Genomic DNA, 20,219 nt, shown 5'->3' with positions numbered 1-20,219 from the left:
TAACACATCATGAGTCTACGACGTTTCGTACTGAGGCGGCTGGTAGCCGTCGTGCCGATCCTGTTCGGCGTCTCGGTGATCACGTTCGCTCTCGTCCACCTCACGCCCGGCGACCCCGTCGAGCTGATGGTCGCGATGAACCCCGACATCTCGCCGGCGGAACGCCAGCGGCTGCGCATCCAGTACGGTTTCGATAAACCGGTGTGGGAACAGTACCTGCGGTGGATAAGCGACGTGCTGCGCGGCGACTTCGGGACGGTCGTCGCGACCGACCGGGACGTCGGCAACGTCATCGCCGCCCGCCTGCCGGCGACGATCGCACTCGGCCTCTTCGGCTGGGCGTTCGCGCTGCTCATCGCGATCCCGACCGGGATCTACGCGGCGGTGAAGAAAGACCAACTCGGCGACCACGTCAGCCGGTTCGTCGCCCTCTCGGGCATCTCGATCCCGAACTTCTGGCTGGGGCTGATGCTGATCCTGATCGGCGCGCTCGTGCTGGGGCTGTGGCCCGTCCTCCCCCCGCGGGACCCGCTTTACCACCCGCGGATGCTGTGGTTCCTGATACTGCCCGGGATCACCATCGGGACGGCCTCGGCGGCGACGCTGATGCGGATCATGCGCTCGTCGATGGCCGAACAGATGAACAAGGAGTACGTGACCGCCGCGAGGGCGAAGGGGCTGCCCGAGCGGACGGTCATCCTCAAGCACGTCCTGCGCAACTCGCTGATCTCCGTCACCACGGTCGCCGCCTTCCTGACCGCCGGCATCGTCGCCGGATCGGTCGTCGTCGAGGTCGTGTTCAACTGGCCCGGCCTCGGCAAGGAGTTCGTCGACGCGATCATCGGTCGCGAGATAGACCTGATCATGGCGATCACCCTGTTCACGGGGGTCGCGATCGTGCTGGCGAACCTGCTCGCGGACATCGTCTACGCGGTACTCGATCCGCGCATCAGATATGACTGAGAGAACTACCATGTCTACCGAACGAGGACGAATACGAATCACGGGATTCGACGCCGAACGCGTCGAGAACCGAGAACGACTGTCGGACTGGAACGAAGACGCCGGCACCGAAACCGAGAGTCGCTGGGTGCGCGCGTGGAGACGATTCAGGCGCAACCGGGTGGCCGTGCTCGGCGTCTGGGTGGTCACCCTGATGGCGCTGATCACGATCTTCGCCCGGCCGATAACGGTCTCCGGGATCCCGGTCCAGCCGTTCTCGATCGCACCGCACGACCCGACGGCGATCCTGTATCTGGAGCCGGGTTCGAACGTCGGCCGGTACGATCCGCCGTCGCTTGCCCACCCGATGGGGACCGACGCGTCGGGACGCGACATGTTCTCGCGCGTCCTCGTCGGGGGGCGGTACAGCATCTCGATCGGGTTCGTCGTGGTGGGGATCACCGCCACCGTCGGGTTGATCTACGGCAGCATCTCCGGCTACTACGGCGGCCTCGTCGACGAGATCATGATGCGGATCGTCGACACGGTGTTCGCGTTCCCGGGGCTCGTGCTCGCGTTGATCATCGTCGCGATGCTCGGCGGCGGCTACTGGCAACTCGTGGCCGCGTTCGTGATCCCCGGCTGGGTGGCATACGCCCGCATCATCCGCGGGGAGATACTGAAGGTCAAGCAAAACGAGTACGTACTCGCCGCGAAGGCGCTGGGGGCACGCGACCGGTCGGTGATCTTCAGACACGTCGTCCCGAACGCGATCGCGCCGCTGATCGTGCAGGCGACGCTCTCGATCGGGACCGTCGTCATCGGCGTCGCGGCGCTTGGCTTCCTCGGCGTCGGCTTCGAGCCGGGCACCCCCGAGTGGGGGACGATGCTCGACCAGACCCGGGAGACGATCATCCAAGGGCCCGGCGCCTCCATCCCCTGGTGGGCGACGGTCTTCCCCGGCGGCGCCATCTTCACGTTCGTGATGGCGATGAACATGATCGGCGACGGCGTCAACGACGCCCTCGACGCCCAGGAGACGAACGTCCGCGAGCGGGGTGGTGCCTGATGGCCCTGCTCGAGGTCAACGACCTGACGGTGAAGTTCTACACGCAGGACGGCGTGGTCAACGCGGTCGACGACCTCTCTTACCGCGTCGACCGCGGCGAGAAGTTCGGCGTCGTCGGCGAGAGCGGCGCCGGCAAGAGCGTGGCCGCCCTCTCGCTGATGCGCCTCATCGACTCCCCCGGCCGGATCGAGAGCGGCGAGATCCTGTTCAAAGGCGAGAACGTCCTGGAGATGAGCGACAGGGAGGTGCGGAACCTCCGGGGCAACGAGATCGCCATGATCTTCCAGGACGCCCAGACCGCGCTCAACCCGGTCTACACCGTCGGCGAGCAGATCTCGGAGGCGATCAGACACCACCTCGACTACGACGCCGACGAGGCCCGCGACCGAACGATCCGCCTGCTCGACAAGGTCGGCATTCCGGAAGCCGAGAGCCGCTACTCCGACTATCCCCACCAGTTCTCCGGCGGGATGCAACAGCGGGCGGTGATCGCGATGGCGCTCTCGTGTGACCCGGACCTGCTCATCTGCGACGAGCCGACGACCGCACTGGACGTGACCATCGAGGCGCAGATCCTCGAGGAACTGGAGGCGCTCGCCGACGAGTTCGACACCGCGATCCAGCTGATTACCCACGACCTCGGCGTCGTCGCGGAGGTCTGCGAGCGCGTGATGGTGATGTACGCCGGCAAGCCGGTCGAGAAGGCGTCCGTCGAGGACCTCTACTACGACCCGAAACACCCCTACACCGTCGGGCTGATGAGTTCGATCCCGCGGGTCGGCGACGACCGCGACCGGCTACAGACGATCCCCGGCACGATGCCCGACCTCGTCGAACTCCCGCCGGGGTGTAGCTTCCACCCCCGGTGTCCGTTCGCCGAGGAGGCGTGTACCCTGAACGAGCCGCCGCTGCTCGACCCCGATACCGGTCGGGAGGTCGGCGACGCGTCGGCCGGCCGCGCGGCCGCGTGTCTCGAGTACACCGGGCAGTTGAGAGACGGACTCGACTACCAGGTCGACGTCCGCGGGTCGACACGCGGTGCCGGCGCCCCCCGCGCGGAGGGTGATCGCAATGTCTAGCGGCGAGCCGATCCTCCAGGCGGAGAACCTGACGAAGTACTACGATTCCAGCGAGGGGTTCATCGACACCCTCCTCGGACGGTCGCAGTGGGTGAAGGCGGTCGACGGCGTCGACTTCGAACTGCACGACGGCGAGACCCTCGGCGTCGTCGGCGAGAGCGGCTGTGGGAAGACCACCCTCGGCCGGGCGCTGCTGCAACTGATCGAGCCGACCGACGGCTCGGTCTACTACCGCGGGGAGGACCTGACCGAGGCCTCCACCGGGCGCCTCCGGGAGCTCCGGAAGGACCTCCAGTACATCTTCCAGGACCCGTTCTCGAGCCTGAACCCGCGGCTGACCGTCGGCGACATCATCGGCGAACCGCTCGACATCCACGGCATCGCCGAGGGCGAGGAGCGGACCGAACGGATCTACGAACTCCTCGAGATCGTCGGGCTGAACCCGAGCCACGCCCACCGCTACCCCCACGAGTTCTCCGGGGGCCAGCGCCAGCGCATCGGCATCGCGCGGGCGCTCGCGGTCGACCCCGAGGTCATCGTCTGTGACGAACCGGTCTCGGCGCTCGACGTCTCGGTGCAGGCGCAGATCCTCAACCTGCTGGAGGACCTCCAGGACGAGTTCGGCCTGTCGTACATCTTCATCGCCCACGACCTGAGCGTCGTCGAGCACATCGCCGACCGGGTGGCGGTGATGTACCTCGGCGAAATCGCGGAGGTCGGAGCCACCGAGGAGGTGTTCTCGCCGCCCCACCACCCGTACGCCGAGGCGCTGCTCTCGGCGATCCCGGAGCCAGACCCCCTCTGGGAGGGCGAGCGCATCTTCCTCTCCGGGAACGTCCCGTCGCCGATCGACCCGCCCTCCGGCTGTCGGTTCCACACGCGGTGCCCGCGGATCATCCAGCCCGACGGGCTGAACCTGCGCCGCGAGGAGTGGCGGTCGATCGTGGACTTCAAGTTGCGGGTCCGCGACGCCGACTCGGTCGAGTCGGTCACCGCCATCGACGGCGCCGGGGGCGACGGACGGGCCGATCCGACCGAGGCCGCCCGCGAGACGCTCGACGCCCTCGTCCGGGAGGAGTTCGGCCTGCCCGACCGCGTCTCCGACTCGCGGGCCGAGCAGGTGCTCGCGCAGGCGGTCGATCAACTCCAGGCCGACAACCTGACGGCCGCGTACGACCTCCTCGAGGAGGCGTTCGAGTCGCCGTGTGAGCGCCACCACCCGGATCCGGTGCCGACGGGGAAGACCCACCGGATCTCCTGTCTCCTCTACGACGACCGGTACGCCGGCAAGCGGCCCCGGTCGAGCGTCGGCGGGCGAGGCGACGCCGTCGCGGACGACTGACCGCCATCCCAACGTTTTAGACGCCGCGGTGCCTGCGGGCACCAATGCGTCGGATCTACGAGTCGCGAGCCCTCCACCGCGACGACGACGATCCCTTCTCGCCGAACGACGGAGACGACCGCCCACAGGCGATGCGCTCGCTGAACGCGACCGCGCTGAGTCGGCTGCTGGTGCCGGATCGGCTCCGGCGTCGCGCCGTCTCGGTCGCGGTCTCGACGCCGCGTGCGGAGTACCCGGTCGACACCCCGGTGCCGTTCTCGGTCACGATGAAAAACGCGTTGCCGTTTCCGGTCGCGATCCGGACGACCTCGCCCGTGGGCTGGACGTGGCACGTCGACGGGGTGCCCGAGGCGTCACACGTGCCGCTTCGTGACCCGCCGGACGAACCCGGGGAGTTCGTGTTCGACCGCGGCGAGCGCAAGCAGTTCACGCGGCGGTGGCAGGGAGTGTTCCGCGTCGACGACGCCGAGTGGGAGCGGGCAGCGCCCGGGGAGTACGTGATCGGCGCGGGACTCAACGTCGAGGACGCGCGCGAGGCGGGCCTGTACGACGAGACGACGGTTCGCCTCGTCGCCGAGACGGCCGACGAGAACTAGCGGCGTCGGAACCGGCCGGCGATCAGGCGTGGACGCCCCGCCGGGGCTCGCCGAGGCCGGCCGTCGCCGGATCGAGTTCGCGCATCGGTGCGTCGCAGTCGGGACAGCCGTAGGAGACGACCTCGTAGGTCCGACAGCACGACGCGACCGTGTCCTCGCTGAACGCCAGTTCGCCGGCACACAGCGGACACCGCTCCCGGTAGGAGCGCAGCGACGTGAGCATCTCGACGCGCTGCTCCGTGGGGACGGCCGCCCAGCGATCGGTCCGCTCGCGCAGGGCCTCGTGGGCGGCGACGTCGGCGACGAGCGCCGCGTCGCTCGGCCACTTTCGGATCCGTCGACCGATCTCGACCGCGGGGTAGTCGCGGTCCTCGTCCGTCACCTCCCCGGGGGCGACGCCGAAGACGGCCGCGATGGCCTCGCGGGGGACGCTCCCGTCGCGGTAGGGCTCGGCCCGGCGCTCGACGAGGGCCGCGAAGTCGTCCGCCAGACGGAACTCGTGGCCGGCCGCGTCGGCCTCCTCCCGCGGTTCGACCGCGCCCGCCTCGCGGAGGAACGCCTCCGGGTCGACGGCGTTCTCGCGTTCGGCTTCGAGCTTTTCGAGGGTCTCCCAGGTGTGCGCGTCGTCCTCGAACGGGTCCTCGTCGAACCACGCGAGGACCCGGTCCGGCAGGTAGCGTTCGGTGAGCGCGGGCGTTCCGGGGACGAGGTACCCCCGGAGGTAGATGGCCAGCAGGGAACAGGCGAGGACGAGCGCGCCCAGTTCGACCGCGGCGAGGACCCCGACGAGGACGCTCGCCGCGAGCGCGATCAGTACGTTGACGACGGTACACGGGACGCACCGATTTTCGCCCGTGTACTCCGGCTTCCGTACGCGGTCGGGGATCGAGAGGCGTCGATCTGACATGCTCGCCGGTTGGGACGCAGTAACAAAAACGGGTGGGGTTAGCACGGAGCGGGGTCCCAAGCGGGAGAGACTACCTTCTCGGGGGCAACACCGACGAGCGAAACGAGAGTGTTCGGTCGGCGCTTACGGGTCAGTTCGCGCCAAAACATAGCGGGAGGTAGATTTGAACTACCGGTCTGCGGGTTATGAGCCCGCCGGAATCTCCTGGCTATCCCATCCCGCTGGTTCTTCGTAACCCGGTACGGTAGTTAAGGGTTGTGATTCGGCCACCGTATGCGACTTTCTACCGCTCGCCGCGGTGGACTCGCCACGTGTAGAGGCTCTCGGCGGTGTAGTTGACGAAAAAGCCCACGCCGATGCCGACGACGTTCGCCGCGAGGTACCAGACGCCGAACCCGTAGTGCAAGAACGCGAGCACGCCGAGGGTGACGAGGAAGCCGGCGAACCGGACCGCGTTCGACCGGAGGAACCGTCGGCCGAGCGCCCGCGGGTTCGAGGAGCCGAACGTGGCGAACGTCCACCGCTCGTTGACCGCGAAGATGACGGCGATGGCGACCTCCCAGGCGACCACCTTCGCGAGGATGGGTTCGAGGGCCACGAGCTCCACCAGCAGGTACAGCGAGAGGTTGTCGACGCCGGCGCCGACGGCGCCGACGGAGGCGAACTGCCCGACCCGGGCCGCCGAGACGAGCGCGGAGAGCCGGGAGCGGATCGCCTCCGGTAGCCGGTCAGTCATCGGTCGGGTCGGCGCCGAGGCGGTCTGTCAGCGGTACCCGCGTGGGCGTCCGCGTCGCGATCGCCGCGTGGACGCGGTCCCCACGGATGAGTTTCGCGCGGTGGCGCGAGCGTACGAGCGCACCCGCGAGTTCCGACGCCGTGGCGAGCGGCGAGACGGTCGACTCGGGGTCGTCCCGCCACGTCACCGGCACCTCCTCGATCCGGTAGCCCAGCGCGTCGACGAGCGCGATCAGTTCGACGTCCCACGCGAATCCCGGCTCGCAGAGGTGATCGCGGACGGCCCGCCACGCGTCGGCGTCGATGGCCTTCGCGCCGCACTGGTAGTCCGTCAGCGAGACCGCGAGCAGTCGGCGGGCCAGCCACGCGAACGCGTCGCCGAGCCGGCGCCGGGCGAGCGTCTGGTGGGCCTCGACCGTCGCGTCCGGGTGGCGACGCGAGCCGACGCCGAGGGCGGCCCGCCCGCCCAGCACCGAGTCGAGGACGGCGCCGATCGAAGTGGGCGGGGTGCTCCCGTCGGCGTCGGCGAACGCGAGCACGTCGGCGTCGAGGGCCTCGAAGCCGGCGGTGATGGCCGCGCCCTTCCCGCGGCGGGCGGCGACGGCGTTGACGGTCGCCGGGCAGTCGGCGAGCGCGTCGGCCGTGCCGGGGAGGGGGTCGTCGAGTTCGATCCGGATCGTCTCGACCGGGAGCCGTTCGTGGAGGGCGCGCACGTACGACGAGAGGGCGTCGACGTCGGGCCGGAACGCGGGGACGACGAGGCCGACGGTACGGCTCATTCGTGTGTACTCCTGCGGGGTAGCTTGCAAAAGGATTGTGGGTTTCCGATCGCGGCGGATCGCCGCCGTCGGGGGCTACCGCCCCGCCGCCCGCCCGACCGCGCGCCCGGCCGCGAGAAGCAGGTCGCGCAGGAGCGGCGCGCCGTCGTAGAGCCACAGCAGGAACGTGAGGCCGACCAGCCCCAGTCCCGCGGACTCGGTGGCCGCGAGGTCGCCGGCGACCAGCCGCGCTCCGAAGCCGCCGACCATCGTCAGGAACCCCTCGGCGAACCCGGCCGGCGGCCCGCCGGCCTCGACGGTCGCGACCGGCCAGAGGAGGCGGACGAGGGGGACCCCGCGCCCGGTGACGGCGGGCAGGACGAGGTCCCCCGGGAGGTGCAGCAGGTAGCCGAGGCCGAACGCGACCCCGAGGCGGGGTCGGCCGGCACGTCGCGACAGCAGGCCCGCGGCGACGGCGAGCGGGAGCGCGGCGAAGACCGAGTGGCCGACGGCGTAGCCGCTCTCGACGACGCCGAACTCCCACGCGAGCGGTTTGTCGATCACGTCGGGGAGGACCGACGCGACGACCACGACGAGCGTCTCGGCGCCCCCGGGCGCGTCGCCGTAGCGGAGTCGACAGGTCAGCGAGTAGGCGAGATATCCCACGACGGCGTGTTCCCACGGCCACATACGAGTGGCTCCGGTCGGTCCGGGGTTAGTTATGCGGCGGTTGTCGACGGGAGAGGGGGCGAGCGGAGGCCGGTTCGCCCGCCGTCCGCTCAGTCCGCCGGCGTCACGTTCTGCGTCAGCCGGAAGACGTTCCCCGGGTCGAACTCGGCTTTCACCTCGGCGAGTCGGCCGTAGTTCTCGCCGTACGCGTTCCGCTCGCGGCCCTCCCGGTCGCCCTCGAAGTTCACGTACGTCCCGCCGGTCGCGGCGGCGGCGAGCGCGTCGTGACACGCCCGGACCCACGCGACACACTCGTCGTCCCGCGTCGTCTCCTCCCAGCGCGCGGCGATGGTCGCGACGAACTCCGTCTCGCGGTGTGGATACGCGGTGGCGTCCGACGCGACGTCGTTGACCGCGCCGCCGACGTGGTGGAGGAGGATCTCGGACTCCGGCGTCGGGGCCCGCTCGGCGTACTCGACGATCGTATCGATCGTCTCCCCGGGGAGGTCCACGAAGTTGGCCGACTTCCAGTAGTTGCGGGCGCCCTCCCCGTACAGGTCGTCCAGACTGCGCTGGGCCTCGACGTACGGCGTCGGCGCCACGGCGTCGGCGATCGGGTCGCCGTACTCCCGGAGCGGGGCGAGCACCGCCTCGCCCTCGTCGAGGTCGCCGTCGTAGAAGTACACGAGGACCAGCACCGTCGTTCCGTGCAGTTCCTCCGGGAGAAACGGGAGCGGCGGCGCCCCCACGCTGTTCACCCAGACGGAACACTCCCGCGGCGCGTCGAGGGCGAACTCGCGGTAGCGTGCGAGCACGTCGGGGGCGTCCTCGTACGGGTAGACGGCAGGGCCGAACAGCACCTCCGGACCGACCTCGTGCAGGTCGAACTCGAACGACGTGACGACCCCGAAGTTGCCGCTCCCGCCGCGGACCGCCCAGAAGAGGTCCGCGTGCTCGTCCTCGCTGGCGGTCACCACCTCGCCGTCCGCGGTGACGATATCGACCGACCGGAGGTTGTCGATCGCGAGGCCGTACTGCCTGCTGAGCCACCCCATCCCGCCCCCGAGCGTGAGGCCGGCGACCCCGGTCGTCGAGATGACGCCGCCGGGCGTCGCGAGGCCGAACGCCTGCGCTTCGTGATCGAAGTCCCCCATCGTCGCGCCGGGTCCGACGCGGGCGGTTCGCGCGACCGGATCGACCCGGACCGACGACATCGGGGAGAGGTCGACGACGACCCCGTCGTCGCAGACGGCGCTCCCGGCCACGTTGTGGCCGCCGCCTCTCACGGCGAGGGGCAGGTCACGCTCCCGGGCGAAGTCGACCGCCGTACACACGTCGGCCGCCCCGGTCGCGCGTACGACGACCGCCGGCCGGCGGTCGATCATCCCGTTCCAGACCGATCGGGCCTCGTCGTAGCCGTCGTCCCCGGGTCGAAGCACGTCGCCGCGCGTGTCGTACGCGAGCGTTTCGTAATCGTCCGCTGGTATCTCTATCGTCATTCCGGTCCCCCCTGTGGGCTACGAGAACGAGGACCAGATAGTCATCTGCTGCGCGGCCGGCAGTCCCTGCCGGTCGCGCAGGTGCTGTAGAACTCGCTGGACCGCCCCGCCGTCGCCGTCGAGTGCAGCGGTACGGACGGCCCGGGACGGTCGCGGTCGGACGCGCCTGCGGCCGGACGCGTCGTCGAACGGCTCAGATCGCGAGGTCGCCTTTCGGGCGGACGACCGTCACCTCGTCGGCGTCGACGCGCTCGACGTCGAGCCAGTGGGGGACGTAGTTGCGCTTCTCGTAGTCCTCGAACTCCGACTGCTGGCCGACGGTACACCACAACTGGACGCGGTCGGGGCCGTGCCACTCGCCGTTGCGGTTGATGCCGAAGCAGACGAGTTCCTCCCCGCCGACCTCGACGACGGCGCCCTTGCGGATGCCCGGGTCCCCGTGGATGATGAGCCGCTTCATACGCGGCGGTTCGGCCGATGGAAAATTAAGCGCTTCGAAGCCTTCACCGACCGTTCGGCGCGGGCCGGCGCGCGACCGACCGACGGCGAACCAAATGCGTTTTAAACGGCGCTGTCCAAGCCCACTCCAAGTGAGTTAACCATGCAGATGCCACGCCGATTCAATACGTACTGCCCGCACTGCAACGAACACCACGAACACGAGGTCGAGAAGGTCCGGACCGGCCGATCGACCGGCATGAAGAAAGTCGCCGACCGCCAGCGCGGTCGCGCCATCTCCACCATCGGGAACAGCGGGAAGTTCTCGAAGGTACCCAGCGGGGACAAGCCGACGAAGAAGACCGACCTCAAGTACCGCTGTGGCAACTGCGGCAAGGCCCACCTGCGCGAGGGCTGGCGCGCGGGCCGCCTCGAGTTCCAGGAGTGATCACGATGGCAGGGAACTTCTACAGAGTCCGCTGCAGTGACTGTGAGAACGAACAGGTCGTCTTCGGCAAGGCCTCCACGGAGGTCGCCTGCGCGGTCTGCGGGACGACGCTCGCCCGCCCGACCGGCGGCAAAGCCGAGATCGACCACGAGGTCGTCGAAACGGTCGAAGCACGATGAAGTACAGCGGCTGGCCCGACCCCGGCGAACTCGTCGTCGGTCGAATCGACGAGATCGAGGACTTCGGCGTCTTCGTCGACCTCGAGGAGTATCAGGACAAGCGCGGCCTGATCCACATCTCCGAGGTCGCGAGCGGCTGGATCAAGAACGTCCGCGATCACGTCCGCGAGGGCCAGATCGTCGTCTGTAAGGTGCTCGACGTCGACGAGAGCTCCCAGCAGATCGACCTCTCGCTGAAGGACGTCAACGACCACCAGCGCTCGGACAAGATCCAGGAGTGGAAAAACGAGCAGAAAGCCGACAACTGGATGGGGCTGGCGTTCGGCGAGGACATCGAGGACGAGCAGTACATCTCGATCGCGAACGAACTGCTCGCGGTCCACGGCAGCCTCTACGACGGCTTCAAGCAGGCCGCGATCCACGGCGCCGAGGCGCTCGAAGACACCGACCTCGACGACGAGGAGATCGAGTCGATCGTCGAGACCGCCCGCGAGAACGTCTCGGTGCCGTACGTCAACGTCACCGGCTACGTCGACCTCGAGAACCCCTCCGAGAGCGGCGTCGACGGCATCCGCGAGGCGCTGGCGGCCGCCGAGGGCAACGGCGACGTCCCCGAGGAGGTCGAACTGGAGGTCACCTACGTCGGCGCGCCCGAGTACCGCATCAAGGTCCGCGCGCCGGACTACAAGACCGCCGAGGCCGAACTCGAGGCGAGCGCCGACCGCGCGATCGCGGCCGTCGAATCCCGGGGCGGCGACGGCGAGTACCACCGCGAGCGACGCACCGACGACGAGTAGCGGGCGATGAAGTCGGACATCCGGGTCTGTTCGGCGTGGCGCGAGGCCCACGACCGCCCGGTGTACACCCTTTCTGACACCTGTCCGGACTGCGGCGCCGACGCCGAGAACAGCGCGCCGGCCCCGTTCGATCCGGCCGACCCCCACGGCGAGTACCGACGCGCTCTTAAGCGTCGCCTTCGCTGATACGGTATGGACGAACTCGAGATCGACGCGGTCGCGGAGGTCGAACTCGACGACCCCGTTCTCGTCGAGGGCCTGCCCGGAGTCGGGCACGTCGGGAAACTCGCCGCCGACCACGTCCTCGAGGAGTGTGAGGCCGAGAGCACGCTCGTTCGGCGCGTCTACTCCCGCGAGTTCCCCCCGCAGGTGACCGTCGAGGACGGCGTCGCAGACCTCACCTGCGCCGAGGTGCACGCGGTCGAGAACGCGACCCCCGACGGGCGGGACCTGCTCGTGTTGATCGGCGACCACCAGGCCCAGTCGAACGCCGGCCACTACGTGCTGGCCGACGCCTTCCTCGACGTCGCCGCCGAGTTCGGCGCGAGCGAGGTGTACGCCCTCGGCGGCATCCCGACGGGCGAACTGATCGACGAGTACGCCGTCCTCGGGGCGGTCAGCGACGAGTCGATGATCGACCCGCTGGAGGAGGTCGGCGTCGAGTTCCGCGAGGACGAACCCGCCGGCGGCATCGTCGGCGTCTCCGGGCTCCTGCTCGGTCTCGGCGACCGCCGGGGGTTCCAGGTGAGCTGCCTGATGGGCGAGACCAGCGGCTACCTCGTCGACCCGAAGAGCGCCCGGGCGGTACTCGAAGTGCTCGAAGAACTGCTCGGCCTCGAACTCGACTACGGCTCGCTCGACGACCGCGCCGACGAGATGGAGGACGTCATCGGCAAGATCCAGGAGATGGAACAGCAGCGGTCGATGGACGTCCCGAGCGACGACGACCTGCGGTACATCGGCTGACGGCGTCCGTACCGGCCTTCGAGCCGGCGTGGACGTGACCTTCTTGTCCCCGCGAGGCGTACGGCCGGCCGTGCCCGCGGACCTCCTCGAGGCGATCCCGACCGCGGTGCTCGCCGGGCTGGCGATCGGCGCGGGGTTCGCGCTGGTCGCGACCGCCCTGTTCGTCGCCGGCGAGCGGCTGTACCCGAGTCGCCGGTCGGCGCCGACCGGCGATTCCAGCGAGGGGCGCCGCCGGACCGAGATCCGCGCCTACCTGCGTGAGATCGACGAGCGGTTCGTCGAGGACCACCCGATCGCGGGGACGACGGTCGCCTTCTACCTACCCGAGCGCGACGTCGCGGTAACGTACGACGCCCACGACTTCTTCCGGATCGGGAGCGCGACGGAGACGTACGTCGTCCTCTGCGAGCACGAGATGCCGGGTCGGCACCTCGGGGCGCGCCTGCCCTTCGAGGTGCCCGACGCCGAGTCCGAACCGGCCGATAGCCACGTCCACGAGGCAGTCCTCGCGGCCTACGAGGCGCTCGGGGTGCCGATCACGGCCACCCGCGCGGAGGTCCGGTCGGCCTACCGCGAGCGCGTCAAGGAGGTCCACCCCGACCGCGGCGGCGACGAGGAGTCGTTCCGGCGCGTCCGCGAGGCGTACGCGACGGCGAGCGAGCACGCGAACTGAGAGGGGTCAGCGCCGCGTCCGGCGGAACGCGCGGAACGTGTCCCGTCCGAGCGAGCGCGACTCGACCTCCACGAAGCCGAGGTCGGTGAAGACGCGGTCCCACCGCCGGTAGTACAGCGGAATCTCGCCGTCGACGTAGCTGACGGGCGCGGTCTCGGGTTCGCCGTCGCCGGCGTCCCCGCTCGCCCCGGCGTCGGTCCGGGGCTCGCCCTCGCCCGTGTTCCCGTCCTCGTCGTCCCCGTCGGCCCGTTCCCCCTCGTTCTCGACGGTGACGATGAGGTCGCTGGCGACGCGGGCCAGTTCCGCGAACACCCACTCGCTGTCCGGGTGGACGTGCTGGAGCGTCTCGACGGAGAAGACGGCGTCGAACGCGTCGTCGTCGAACTCGGGGACGACGCGCTCGATGGGGCCGACGTGGAACGTCCCGGCGTCGGCGAGGTCGGGGTAGCTCTCCGCCATCACGTCGAGCGCGTCGCCGTTTATCTCGACGCCGGCGAGGTCGTCGTAGCCGTGGTCGTGCAGGTGCGCGAGGTGCCGGCCCGAACTACAGCCCGGTTCGAGCACGGCCGCGTCCGGGCCGACGGCGTCGTCGAGCGCTTCCCGGAGTCGCTCGCTCGCCTCGTTCGGCCCGTAGTAGGCGTAGTATCCCGGCGAATAGGCTCTCGATCGGTTCTCCCAGCGTCTGTGTACGTCGTTCTGGTTCATCGGTAGCTCCTGCGGTCCGCCCCACGTCTCGTCCGCCCGCGCCGTCCGGCCGTCGCCGTCCGCTTCCGATGTCCGCTCCCGGCCGCGTCTCGGGACCTACAGCCGCGTGAGGTCCCTCGCGCGCGGGCCCTTGTCGGCCTGAACGATCTCGAACTCGACCTCCTGACCCTCTTCGAGGTCGGGGCCGCCGACGTCTTCCATGTGGAAGAACACGTCCTCGTCGGCGTCGTCGGTCTCGATGAAGCCGTAGCCTCCCGTATCGTTGAAGAACGTCACCGTTCCGGTCGCCATGCTGTTGTCCTCCACCGTCCCCCAGCGGGCCGCGGCGGAAATAGCTGGTGCCGGATGGCGCAACTGGTCGTCCGGTCGTCGCCCCCTCAGCCTTCGAGCACCTCGTAGGCGACGTCCGCGTCGCGCAGGGTGTCGGTCACCCGGCCGACGGCGTCGACCGTGGCGACGACGGTCACCGCGAGGCCGCGCTCGGCCGCGTCGGCGGCGACGTCGCCCACGGCGAAGCCGACCGTCGGTTCGATCCCGGCCTCGCGGAGGGTCACCACGGCCTCGACGCCGGCGGCCCCCACGAGGTCGGCGTCGGCGCAGTCCTCGGCGATCGCCTCGCGGTCGACGGCGCGGCTGCCGCCCGCCCGCACCGTCGGCACCTGCCAGACGGTGACGGAGCCGGGTTCGAGGTCGATGACGCCCTCGAAACTGGTGACGCCGACGTCGGTTCCCGCCTCGGCGTCGGTGGTCGCGACGCCCGTCGCCGGCCCCGCCTCCCCGGCGCTGGCGTGCAACAGGCCGTCTTCGAGCGAGAGCGAGACGGGGTCGCCCTCCGCGAGGTCGTCGACGGCGATCGCCGCGTCCTCGCCGACGGCCCCGAGGACGTCCTCGGTGACGTGGTCGGCGAACCGGCGCACGTCGCCGGCGGCCTGAAAGAGCCAGTCGACGCCCTCCTTGGTGACGCGGTAGCGCGAGCGACCCTCCTTCTCGACGAGGCCGTCGTCGACGAGGTCGCGGATGTACTCGCTGACGGCCTGACTCGTCACGCCGACCTCCGCGGCGATCTCGCCCTGGCTCACCGCGGGCTGGCGCTCGGCGATCTCGACGAGGATGCGAAACCGGGTCGCGGCCCGCTTGTTGTCGAGGACGTCGACCATACCGTCGTTTCTCGCGAGGCGAGCAAAAAGCTACGCGGTCTCCTCGCACCGTCGCACGACGAGGCGTCAGGTTGATACCGCGAGAGTCCGTCGGATCGCGTGAGTATGTCGACCCCGCCCGTCCCGGTCGGTGCCGTCCCCGCGAGCGCCCTCGAACTCGTCGCGGCGACGTTCTCGCCGGCCCTCCGGCCCGCCCTCGCCGGAACGGTCCCGGCGACCGACGCCCTCGCGTGGCTCTCGATCGGGACGTTCGCGCTCGCGTTCGCCCTCCAGTGGCGGGGCGCCCTCGACCGCGCCCGGTACGTCGCCGCCGGCGCGTGGGTGCTGTTCGGCCTCTTCTGGCTGACGATGGTCCCGTACTACTACTACGACGCCCAGAGCCCGATAGAGACGGTCCTGAGCCTCGCGGCGCTCCCGCTGTGTGCGTACACCGGCTACCTCCTCTTTCGGGGACGGGAGTCGCTGCTGTTGCTCTCGAAGGCCGTCGCGCTCATGGGGCTGATCTACCTGCCCGCGGAGACGATTCCGTTCGTCCGCCGGTGGCTGATCGAGACGACCGCCGCCCAGACCCACTACGGGATGGAACTGCTCGGCCACAGCCCCGGCCTCGACGTCGGCCCCGACGGGTACCGGAGCCGCTTCGCGTTCGACCCCGAGGAGACGGTCACCGGACGGACCACCTACATCGTGATGGCCTGTACCGGCATCGGGAGCATGGCCATCTTCGGCGGGCTGATCGCGGCCGTGAGCGCGTCGCTGCGGCGCAAACTCGCGGCGTTCGCGCTCGCCGTCGGCGTCATCTGGCTGCTCAACCTCTTCCGGAACGTCTTCATCGCGCTCGCCTCGCCGTGGGGCTGGTTCCAGTACGAGCCGCTGATCTACGTCGTGACGACGTACATGGGCGCCCCGGCGAGTCGCACCTCCTTTCTCGTCGCGCACAACTTCATCTCCCAGCCGCTGTCGGTGGTCGCGCTGATCGGCATCGCCTACCTCGTCGTCCGCGTCCTCCCCGAGGTGCTCGAACCGCTGGAGGACGTCCTGTTCGTCCTCACGGGCACCGAGTACGACCTCGCGAGCGCGCTCGGCCCCGACGCGGAGGTGCGGCCCGACGGCGGCGAGGAATGACCCCCGTCGACGTCCCGTTCGACCTCCTCGACCGCGCCGCGTACATCCCGGAGAGCGACGCGCTCGTCCTCGCGGACCTCCACCTCGGGCGCGCGGCCGCCTCCGACGTCGAGGCCCCGATCGACGACGGCGGCGACGCGCTCGCCCGCCTCGACGCCCTCCTCGGGCGCGTCGACCCCGGAACCGTCGTCGTCGCGGGCGACCTGCTGCACTCGTTCTCGACCGTCCCCCGCGGCGTCGAGCGGGACCTCGCGGCGCTGGAGGAGCGGGTCGCAGACGCCGGCGCGTCGCTGGTCGTCACCCCCGGGAACCACGACGCGCTGCTCGACCGGATCTACGACGGCGAGACCGCCGCCGAACGCCGACTGGCCGACGGCGAGACGGTCGTCGTCCACGGTCACGAGCGACCCGAAAGCGACGCCGCGCGGTACGTGATCGGCCACGACCACCCCGCGCTGTCGGTCGACGGCCGGAAGCTGCCGTGTTTCCTCTACGGCCCCGGGGTCTACGAGGGCGCGGACGTGCTCGTCCTCCCGGCGTTCACTCGGCTGGCGCCGGGGGCGACGGTCAACGGGATGGCCGGCCGCGACTTCGGGTCGCCGCTGATCGACGACGCCGACGCGTTCCACCCGGCGATCCGCGACGAGGAAGGCGACGAGACGCTCTGGTTCCCGCCGCTGGGGGAGTGTCGGCGGCTCCTGTAGTCAGGACAGGTCCTCGACGACCGCCTTCGCGGCCGTTCGCCCGCTCTCCATCGCCCCCTGGATCGACGACCACGCGGTGTAGTCGCCCGCGAGGTAGACCCGGCCGCCGGCCGCGCGCGGCCCCGGCAGCCGGTCGTGGATCCCCGGCGGCTGGGCGAACTGCGCGAACTCGATCCGGTCGGTGTGCAGGAGTTCGAACCCGTCGAACCGGCGCTCGGGGTACCACGATTCGAGCGTCCGCCGGGTGCGCTCGGCGAGTTCCTCCTCGCGCTCCTCGCGCTCGCCGAGGTAGGTCGCGCCGAGCAACGCGGCGTCGTCGGGGGCGTACTCCGGTGCGACCTCGCTGTGGGGGACGACCTGGTTCGGCCCGTCCTCGACCCCGTTGAGCACCAGCCGCTTTCCCGTCCCGAGGTCGGCCTCCGCCGGCAGCGCGTAGTACTGCGTGACGCAGGCGCGGGCCTCGGTCGGCACGTCCTCGACGCCGGTCAGTTCCCGGGCGGTCGGCGGGTCGGTCGCGACCACGACGGCGTCGGCCTCGCGGGCCGCGCCGTCGACGGTCACCGAGACGCCGTCGCCCTCGTCGGCGACCGCCTCGACGGTCGCGCCGGTCTCGACGGTCGCGCCGGCCCCCCGCGCCCTCGCCGCGAGTTGGCGCGGAATCGCGCCCATCCCGTCCACGGGGACGGCGGTGTCGCCGCGTGCGAGCATCGCGAAGGTGTACTCGAAGACCCGACCGGAGGTCGACAGCGAGCGGTCGAGGGTGATCCCGCCGTAGAAGGGCGCGGCGAAGTTCTCGACGAAGCCCTCGGAGAAGCTCCGCTCGCGGAGGTACTCGCGGATCGACCGGTCGTCGCCGTCGCCGTCGAAGATCGCCTCGGGGTCGGTCCGGGCGAGGTCCCGGCGAAGCCGGAGGACCCGGAGCCCGTCGGCGACGGAGACGTCGGGGTTCAGCAGCGTCTCCGGCAGCGAGCGCGGGTCGCGCAGGGGGTCCCCGAGCGTCGAGCGGTGGCCCGGCCGCGCGAGCACCGCGCCCGGCGCGAACCGCCGGAGGTCGAGGGCATCGAGGTCGAGTTCCCGCCGGACCGCGGGGTAGGCGGTGAACAGCACCTGAAAGCCGCGGTCGAACCGGAAGCCGTCGCGCTCGGCTGTACGGACGCGGCCACCGACCGTCTCCCGGCGCTCGTAACACGTCACGTCCGCGCCGCCCGCGGCGAGGTGGCGGGCGGCGACAAGCCCGGCGAGGCCGGCGCCGGCGACGATCACCGTCGGGTTCGATCCCATGGACGACTGTTCGACCGGCGGACACAAAGGCCTGCACGCGACGGCAACCCGCGACCGGTCTATGGACAGGGATTTGTCCCCGCCCCCGCAAGGCGGGAGTATGGAGACGACGGACGCCTACGACGGCCTCGAGTGCGTCGACTGCGGCGCGCGGTTCGACCCCGAGGAGGGGACCCACCGCTGTGACGACTGCGGGGGCATCCTCGACCCGACCTACGACTACGACGCGGTCGACCTCGACCGGGAGACGCTGGCCGCGCGCCCGTTCGACTCGATGTGGCGCTACGAGGAACTGCTGCCGTTCGCCCGCGAGGCGGCGGTGACGATGGACGAGGGCGCGACGCCGCTGGTCGAGTGTCCGGACCTCGCGGACGAGTTGGGCGTCGGGCGCGTCCTGATCAAAGACGAGGGACGCAACCCGACGGGGACGTTCAAGGACCGCGGCCAGACGGTCGCGACGACGGCCGCCGTCGGACACGGCGCGAGCGACGTCGCGCTCGCCTCGGCGGGCAACGCGGGGCAGGCCGCCGCGGCCTACGCGGGCCGGGCGGACCTCGACGCACACGTCTTCCTGCCCGCCCGCGCCGGTTTCACGACGAAGGCGATGGTGAACGTCCACGGCGGCGACCTGACCGTCGTCGGCGGCCGGATCGGCGACGCGGGCGCGGCCTACGAGGAGGCGGTCGAGGAACACGACGACTGGTACCCCGTCCAGACGTTCGTCACGCCGTACCGCCACGAGGGCAAGAAGACGATGCTGTACGAGATCGTCGAGCAACTCGACTGGGAGGTGCCCGACGCGATCGTCTACCCGACCGGCGGCGGCGTCGGCCTCGTCGGGATGCACAAGGGGGCGACGGAGTTCCGCGACCTCGGGCTGATCGACGAGGTGCCCGCGCTGTACGCCGCGCAGGCGACCGGCTGTGCGCCCATCGTCGATGCGTTCGAGGCCGGCCGGGACGTCCACGAACCCGTCGAGCACCCCGACACGATCTGTGGCGGGATCGAGATCCCCGATCCGGGGGCGAGCCCGTGGATCCTCGAGGCGCTGCGCGAGAGCGACGGCGGCGCGGTCGCGACCGACGACGACGAGATCCTCGACGCCGCCATCGCGGTCGCCGAGCGCGAGGGCATCGAGATGGCGCCCACCTGCGCCGCCGCGGCCAGCGGCGCGTGGGAACTCGCCGACCGCGGCGAGTTCGACGGCGACGAGACGGTCGTCCTGCTCAACACCGGCGCGGGGAACAAGGAGGCCGACGTGTTGCGCAGCCACCTGATGGGGCAGGGGATCTGACGGCGGCACCGACTGGCACACCCCCGGAAACGCTTTTTCCCCGTCGACCGAGGCCTCGGGCATGGAGGCCGCCGACTACTTCGACGACCTCGCCGCGTTCTACGACGCCTACTACGGCGAGGTGATCGACGCGAACGACGTCGACTTCTACCGCGAACTGGCCCGCGAGGCGGACGGTCCCGTCCTCGAAGTCGGCTGTGGCACCGGTCGCGTCTACCTCGAGGTGCTCCGCGACGGGGTCGACGCCTACGGTATCGACGTCTCGGAGGGGATGCTCGAAGTGCTCCGCGAGAACGCGGCCGCGGCGGGGCTCGAACCGAGCGTTCGTCGGGCGGACGTCACCGAGTTCGACCCGGAGCGGGAGTACGCGCTCGCGATCGTCCCGTTCCGGGCGTTCCTGCACCTGCTCGAGATCGACGACCAGCTCGCGGCGCTCGAACGGCTCCACGACGCGCTCGCGCCGGGCGGACGGCTGGCGCTGAACGCGTTCGCCCCGAACTTCGACGTGATCTGCGAGACCTACGGCCGGTGGGAGAAGACGGAGTTCGAGGTCGACGGCGCGACGTACGTCCACCGGACGGTGACGGAACTCGTCGACGAGGTCGAGCAGGTAGCCCGCATCCGCTCCGAGGTGCTCGACGCCGACGGCGAGGTCGTCGCGGAGAACGAGGCGCCGCTCGCTCTCGTCTCGCGCCGCGAGTTCGAACTGCTGTTCCGGCTCTCGCCGTTCTCCGCGTGGGAGGTCTACGGCGGGTTCGAGCGTGCGCCCCTGGAGTCGACCGACCAGGAGATGGTCTGGATCGCCGAACGGTAATCGACGCGAGACGTCGGCCGGCTGACGGACGGTTTCGGAGCG

At 70.4% G+C, this 20,219-nt stretch carries 25 protein-coding genes and 1 tRNA gene; 15 read left to right on the top strand and 11 right to left on the bottom strand.

The genetic code is table 11. The features are described 5' to 3' along the window. Positions 1-9 precede the first annotated feature (9 nt). From NKG98_RS00335 to NKG98_RS00315, 5 genes are read left to right on the top strand one after another with little or no spacing between them, the layout of a single operon-like run. Positions 10-963, top strand: coding sequence for an ABC transporter permease (locus NKG98_RS00335; RefSeq protein WP_254767751.1), 954 nt, complete (start codon positions 10-12; stop codon positions 961-963). Positions 964-973: 10 nt separating this feature from the next. After that, positions 974-2,011 carry an ABC transporter permease gene (locus NKG98_RS00330; RefSeq protein ID WP_254767750.1) on the top strand — a complete coding sequence of 346 codons (1,038 nt, stop codon included), beginning with the start codon at positions 974-976 and terminating at the stop codon, positions 2,009-2,011. Continuing rightward, on the top strand, positions 2,011-3,090 hold the full coding sequence (locus tag NKG98_RS00325) for an ABC transporter ATP-binding protein (RefSeq protein ID WP_254767749.1): 1,080 nt from the start codon (positions 2,011-2,013) through the stop codon (positions 3,088-3,090). The genes NKG98_RS00330 and NKG98_RS00325 overlap by 1 nt, the downstream gene beginning before the upstream one ends. Next, positions 3,083-4,432 (top strand): ABC transporter ATP-binding protein, encoded by a 1,350-nt coding sequence (locus NKG98_RS00320; RefSeq protein WP_254767748.1) that lies wholly within the window; start codon positions 3,083-3,085, stop codon positions 4,430-4,432. Before NKG98_RS00325 ends, NKG98_RS00320 begins: the two co-directional genes overlap by 8 nt. Before the next feature lie 44 nt (positions 4,433-4,476). Then, entirely contained in the window at positions 4,477-5,028 is a 552-nt protein-coding gene (locus NKG98_RS00315) for a DUF7974 family protein (RefSeq protein ID WP_254767747.1), read from the top strand. A gap of 22 nt (positions 5,029-5,050) precedes the next feature. Here NKG98_RS00315 and NKG98_RS00310 read toward each other — a convergent pair whose 3' ends face one another. From NKG98_RS00310 to NKG98_RS00280, 7 genes are all read right to left on the bottom strand, one after another. Further along, complete coding sequence (locus NKG98_RS00310; protein ID WP_254767746.1) at positions 5,051-5,935, bottom strand: DUF8054 domain-containing protein; 885 nt, start codon at positions 5,933-5,935, stop codon at positions 5,051-5,053. 148 nt (positions 5,936-6,083) lie between these two features. Next, positions 6,084-6,158: transfer RNA gene (locus NKG98_RS00305), tRNA-Met, on the bottom strand. A gap of 60 nt (positions 6,159-6,218) precedes the next feature. Then, positions 6,219-6,671, bottom strand: coding sequence for a GtrA family protein (locus NKG98_RS00300; protein ID WP_254767745.1), 453 nt, complete (start codon positions 6,669-6,671; stop codon positions 6,219-6,221). Beyond that, positions 6,664-7,449 carry a glycosyltransferase gene (locus NKG98_RS00295; RefSeq protein ID WP_254767744.1) on the bottom strand — a complete coding sequence of 262 codons (786 nt, stop codon included), beginning with the start codon at positions 7,447-7,449 and terminating at the stop codon, positions 6,664-6,666. The genes NKG98_RS00300 and NKG98_RS00295 overlap by 8 nt, the downstream gene beginning before the upstream one ends. Positions 7,450-7,524: 75 nt before the next feature. After that, positions 7,525-8,118 (bottom strand): metal-dependent hydrolase, encoded by a 594-nt coding sequence (locus NKG98_RS00290; RefSeq protein ID WP_254767743.1) that lies wholly within the window; start codon positions 8,116-8,118, stop codon positions 7,525-7,527. Positions 8,119-8,207: 89 nt separating this feature from the next. Then, positions 8,208-9,596, bottom strand: a complete 1,389-nt coding sequence (locus tag NKG98_RS00285) for an FAD-binding oxidoreductase (RefSeq protein WP_254767742.1) — start codon at positions 9,594-9,596, stop codon at positions 8,208-8,210. A gap of 193 nt (positions 9,597-9,789) precedes the next feature. Beyond that, a complete protein-coding gene (locus tag NKG98_RS00280; RefSeq protein WP_254767741.1) occupies positions 9,790-10,056 on the bottom strand; it encodes an HAH_0734 family protein in 267 nt (88 codons plus the stop codon). A gap of 141 nt (positions 10,057-10,197) precedes the next feature. Here NKG98_RS00280 and NKG98_RS00275 point away from each other — a divergent pair, with 141 nt between their 5' ends. From NKG98_RS00275 to NKG98_RS00250, 6 genes are all read left to right on the top strand, one after another. Further along, entirely contained in the window at positions 10,198-10,482 is a 285-nt protein-coding gene (locus NKG98_RS00275; RefSeq protein WP_254767740.1) for a 50S ribosomal protein L44e, read from the top strand. Between the two features lie 5 nt (positions 10,483-10,487). Beyond that, entirely contained in the window at positions 10,488-10,661 is a 174-nt protein-coding gene (locus tag NKG98_RS00270) for a 30S ribosomal protein S27e (protein ID WP_254767739.1), read from the top strand. After that, positions 10,658-11,458 carry a translation initiation factor IF-2 subunit alpha gene (locus NKG98_RS00265; protein ID WP_254767738.1) on the top strand — a complete coding sequence of 267 codons (801 nt, stop codon included), beginning with the start codon at positions 10,658-10,660 and terminating at the stop codon, positions 11,456-11,458. The genes NKG98_RS00270 and NKG98_RS00265 overlap by 4 nt, the downstream gene beginning before the upstream one ends. Positions 11,459-11,464: 6 nt before the next feature. Continuing rightward, entirely contained in the window at positions 11,465-11,644 is a 180-nt protein-coding gene (locus NKG98_RS00260; RefSeq protein WP_254767737.1) for an RNA-protein complex protein Nop10, read from the top strand. Between the two features lie 6 nt (positions 11,645-11,650). Further along, on the top strand, positions 11,651-12,424 hold the full coding sequence (locus tag NKG98_RS00255) for a proteasome assembly chaperone family protein (protein ID WP_254767736.1): 774 nt from the start codon (positions 11,651-11,653) through the stop codon (positions 12,422-12,424). A gap of 70 nt (positions 12,425-12,494) precedes the next feature. Then, positions 12,495-13,097, top strand: coding sequence for a J domain-containing protein (locus NKG98_RS00250; RefSeq protein ID WP_254767735.1), 603 nt, complete (start codon positions 12,495-12,497; stop codon positions 13,095-13,097). A gap of 6 nt (positions 13,098-13,103) precedes the next feature. Here NKG98_RS00250 and NKG98_RS00245 read toward each other — a convergent pair whose 3' ends face one another. The 3 genes from NKG98_RS00245 to NKG98_RS00235 form a co-directional block, all read right to left on the bottom strand. Beyond that, a complete protein-coding gene (locus NKG98_RS00245) occupies positions 13,104-13,802 on the bottom strand; it encodes a class I SAM-dependent methyltransferase (RefSeq protein WP_254767734.1) in 699 nt (232 codons plus the stop codon). A 96-nt stretch (positions 13,803-13,898) separates the two neighbouring features. Beyond that, positions 13,899-14,093 (bottom strand): cold-shock protein, encoded by a 195-nt coding sequence (locus NKG98_RS00240; RefSeq protein WP_254769505.1) that lies wholly within the window; start codon positions 14,091-14,093, stop codon positions 13,899-13,901. Between the two features lie 86 nt (positions 14,094-14,179). Then, positions 14,180-14,959, bottom strand: a complete 780-nt coding sequence (locus NKG98_RS00235) for a DUF7839 domain-containing protein (RefSeq protein WP_254767733.1) — start codon at positions 14,957-14,959, stop codon at positions 14,180-14,182. Positions 14,960-15,064: 105 nt separating this feature from the next. Here NKG98_RS00235 and artA point away from each other — a divergent pair, with 105 nt between their 5' ends. Together artA and NKG98_RS00225 are read left to right on the top strand one after the other, a co-directional pair. Then, the gene (gene artA, locus NKG98_RS00230) at positions 15,065-16,084 is read left to right on the top strand and encodes an archaeosortase A (protein WP_254767732.1); all 1,020 of its coding nucleotides are present in this window, start codon (positions 15,065-15,067) and stop codon (positions 16,082-16,084) included. Further along, positions 16,081-16,788, top strand: a complete 708-nt coding sequence (locus tag NKG98_RS00225; RefSeq protein WP_254767731.1) for a metallophosphoesterase — start codon at positions 16,081-16,083, stop codon at positions 16,786-16,788. Before artA ends, NKG98_RS00225 begins: the two co-directional genes overlap by 4 nt. Here the strand turns inward: NKG98_RS00225 and NKG98_RS00220 are convergent, their stop codons facing one another. After that, on the bottom strand, positions 16,789-18,069 hold the full coding sequence (locus tag NKG98_RS00220) for an NAD(P)/FAD-dependent oxidoreductase (protein WP_254767730.1): 1,281 nt from the start codon (positions 18,067-18,069) through the stop codon (positions 16,789-16,791). A 100-nt stretch (positions 18,070-18,169) separates the two neighbouring features. On the opposite strand from NKG98_RS00220, the gene NKG98_RS00215 reads away from it, so the two are divergent. Together NKG98_RS00215 and NKG98_RS00210 are read left to right on the top strand one after the other, a co-directional pair. Further along, a complete protein-coding gene (locus NKG98_RS00215) occupies positions 18,170-19,363 on the top strand; it encodes a threonine synthase (protein WP_254767729.1) in 1,194 nt (397 codons plus the stop codon). Positions 19,364-19,424: 61 nt separating this feature from the next. Beyond that, entirely contained in the window at positions 19,425-20,177 is a 753-nt protein-coding gene (locus tag NKG98_RS00210) for a class I SAM-dependent methyltransferase (RefSeq protein WP_254767728.1), read from the top strand. The last annotated feature ends 42 nt before the right edge of the window (positions 20,178-20,219 follow it).

The organism is Salinilacihabitans rarus (genome assembly GCF_024296665.1).
Taxonomy (GTDB): Archaea; Halobacteriota; Halobacteria; order Halobacteriales; family Natrialbaceae; genus Salinilacihabitans; species Salinilacihabitans rarus.
Note: the sequence above shows the minus strand (reverse complement) of the source record. Positions and strands in the feature narration are given on the sequence as shown.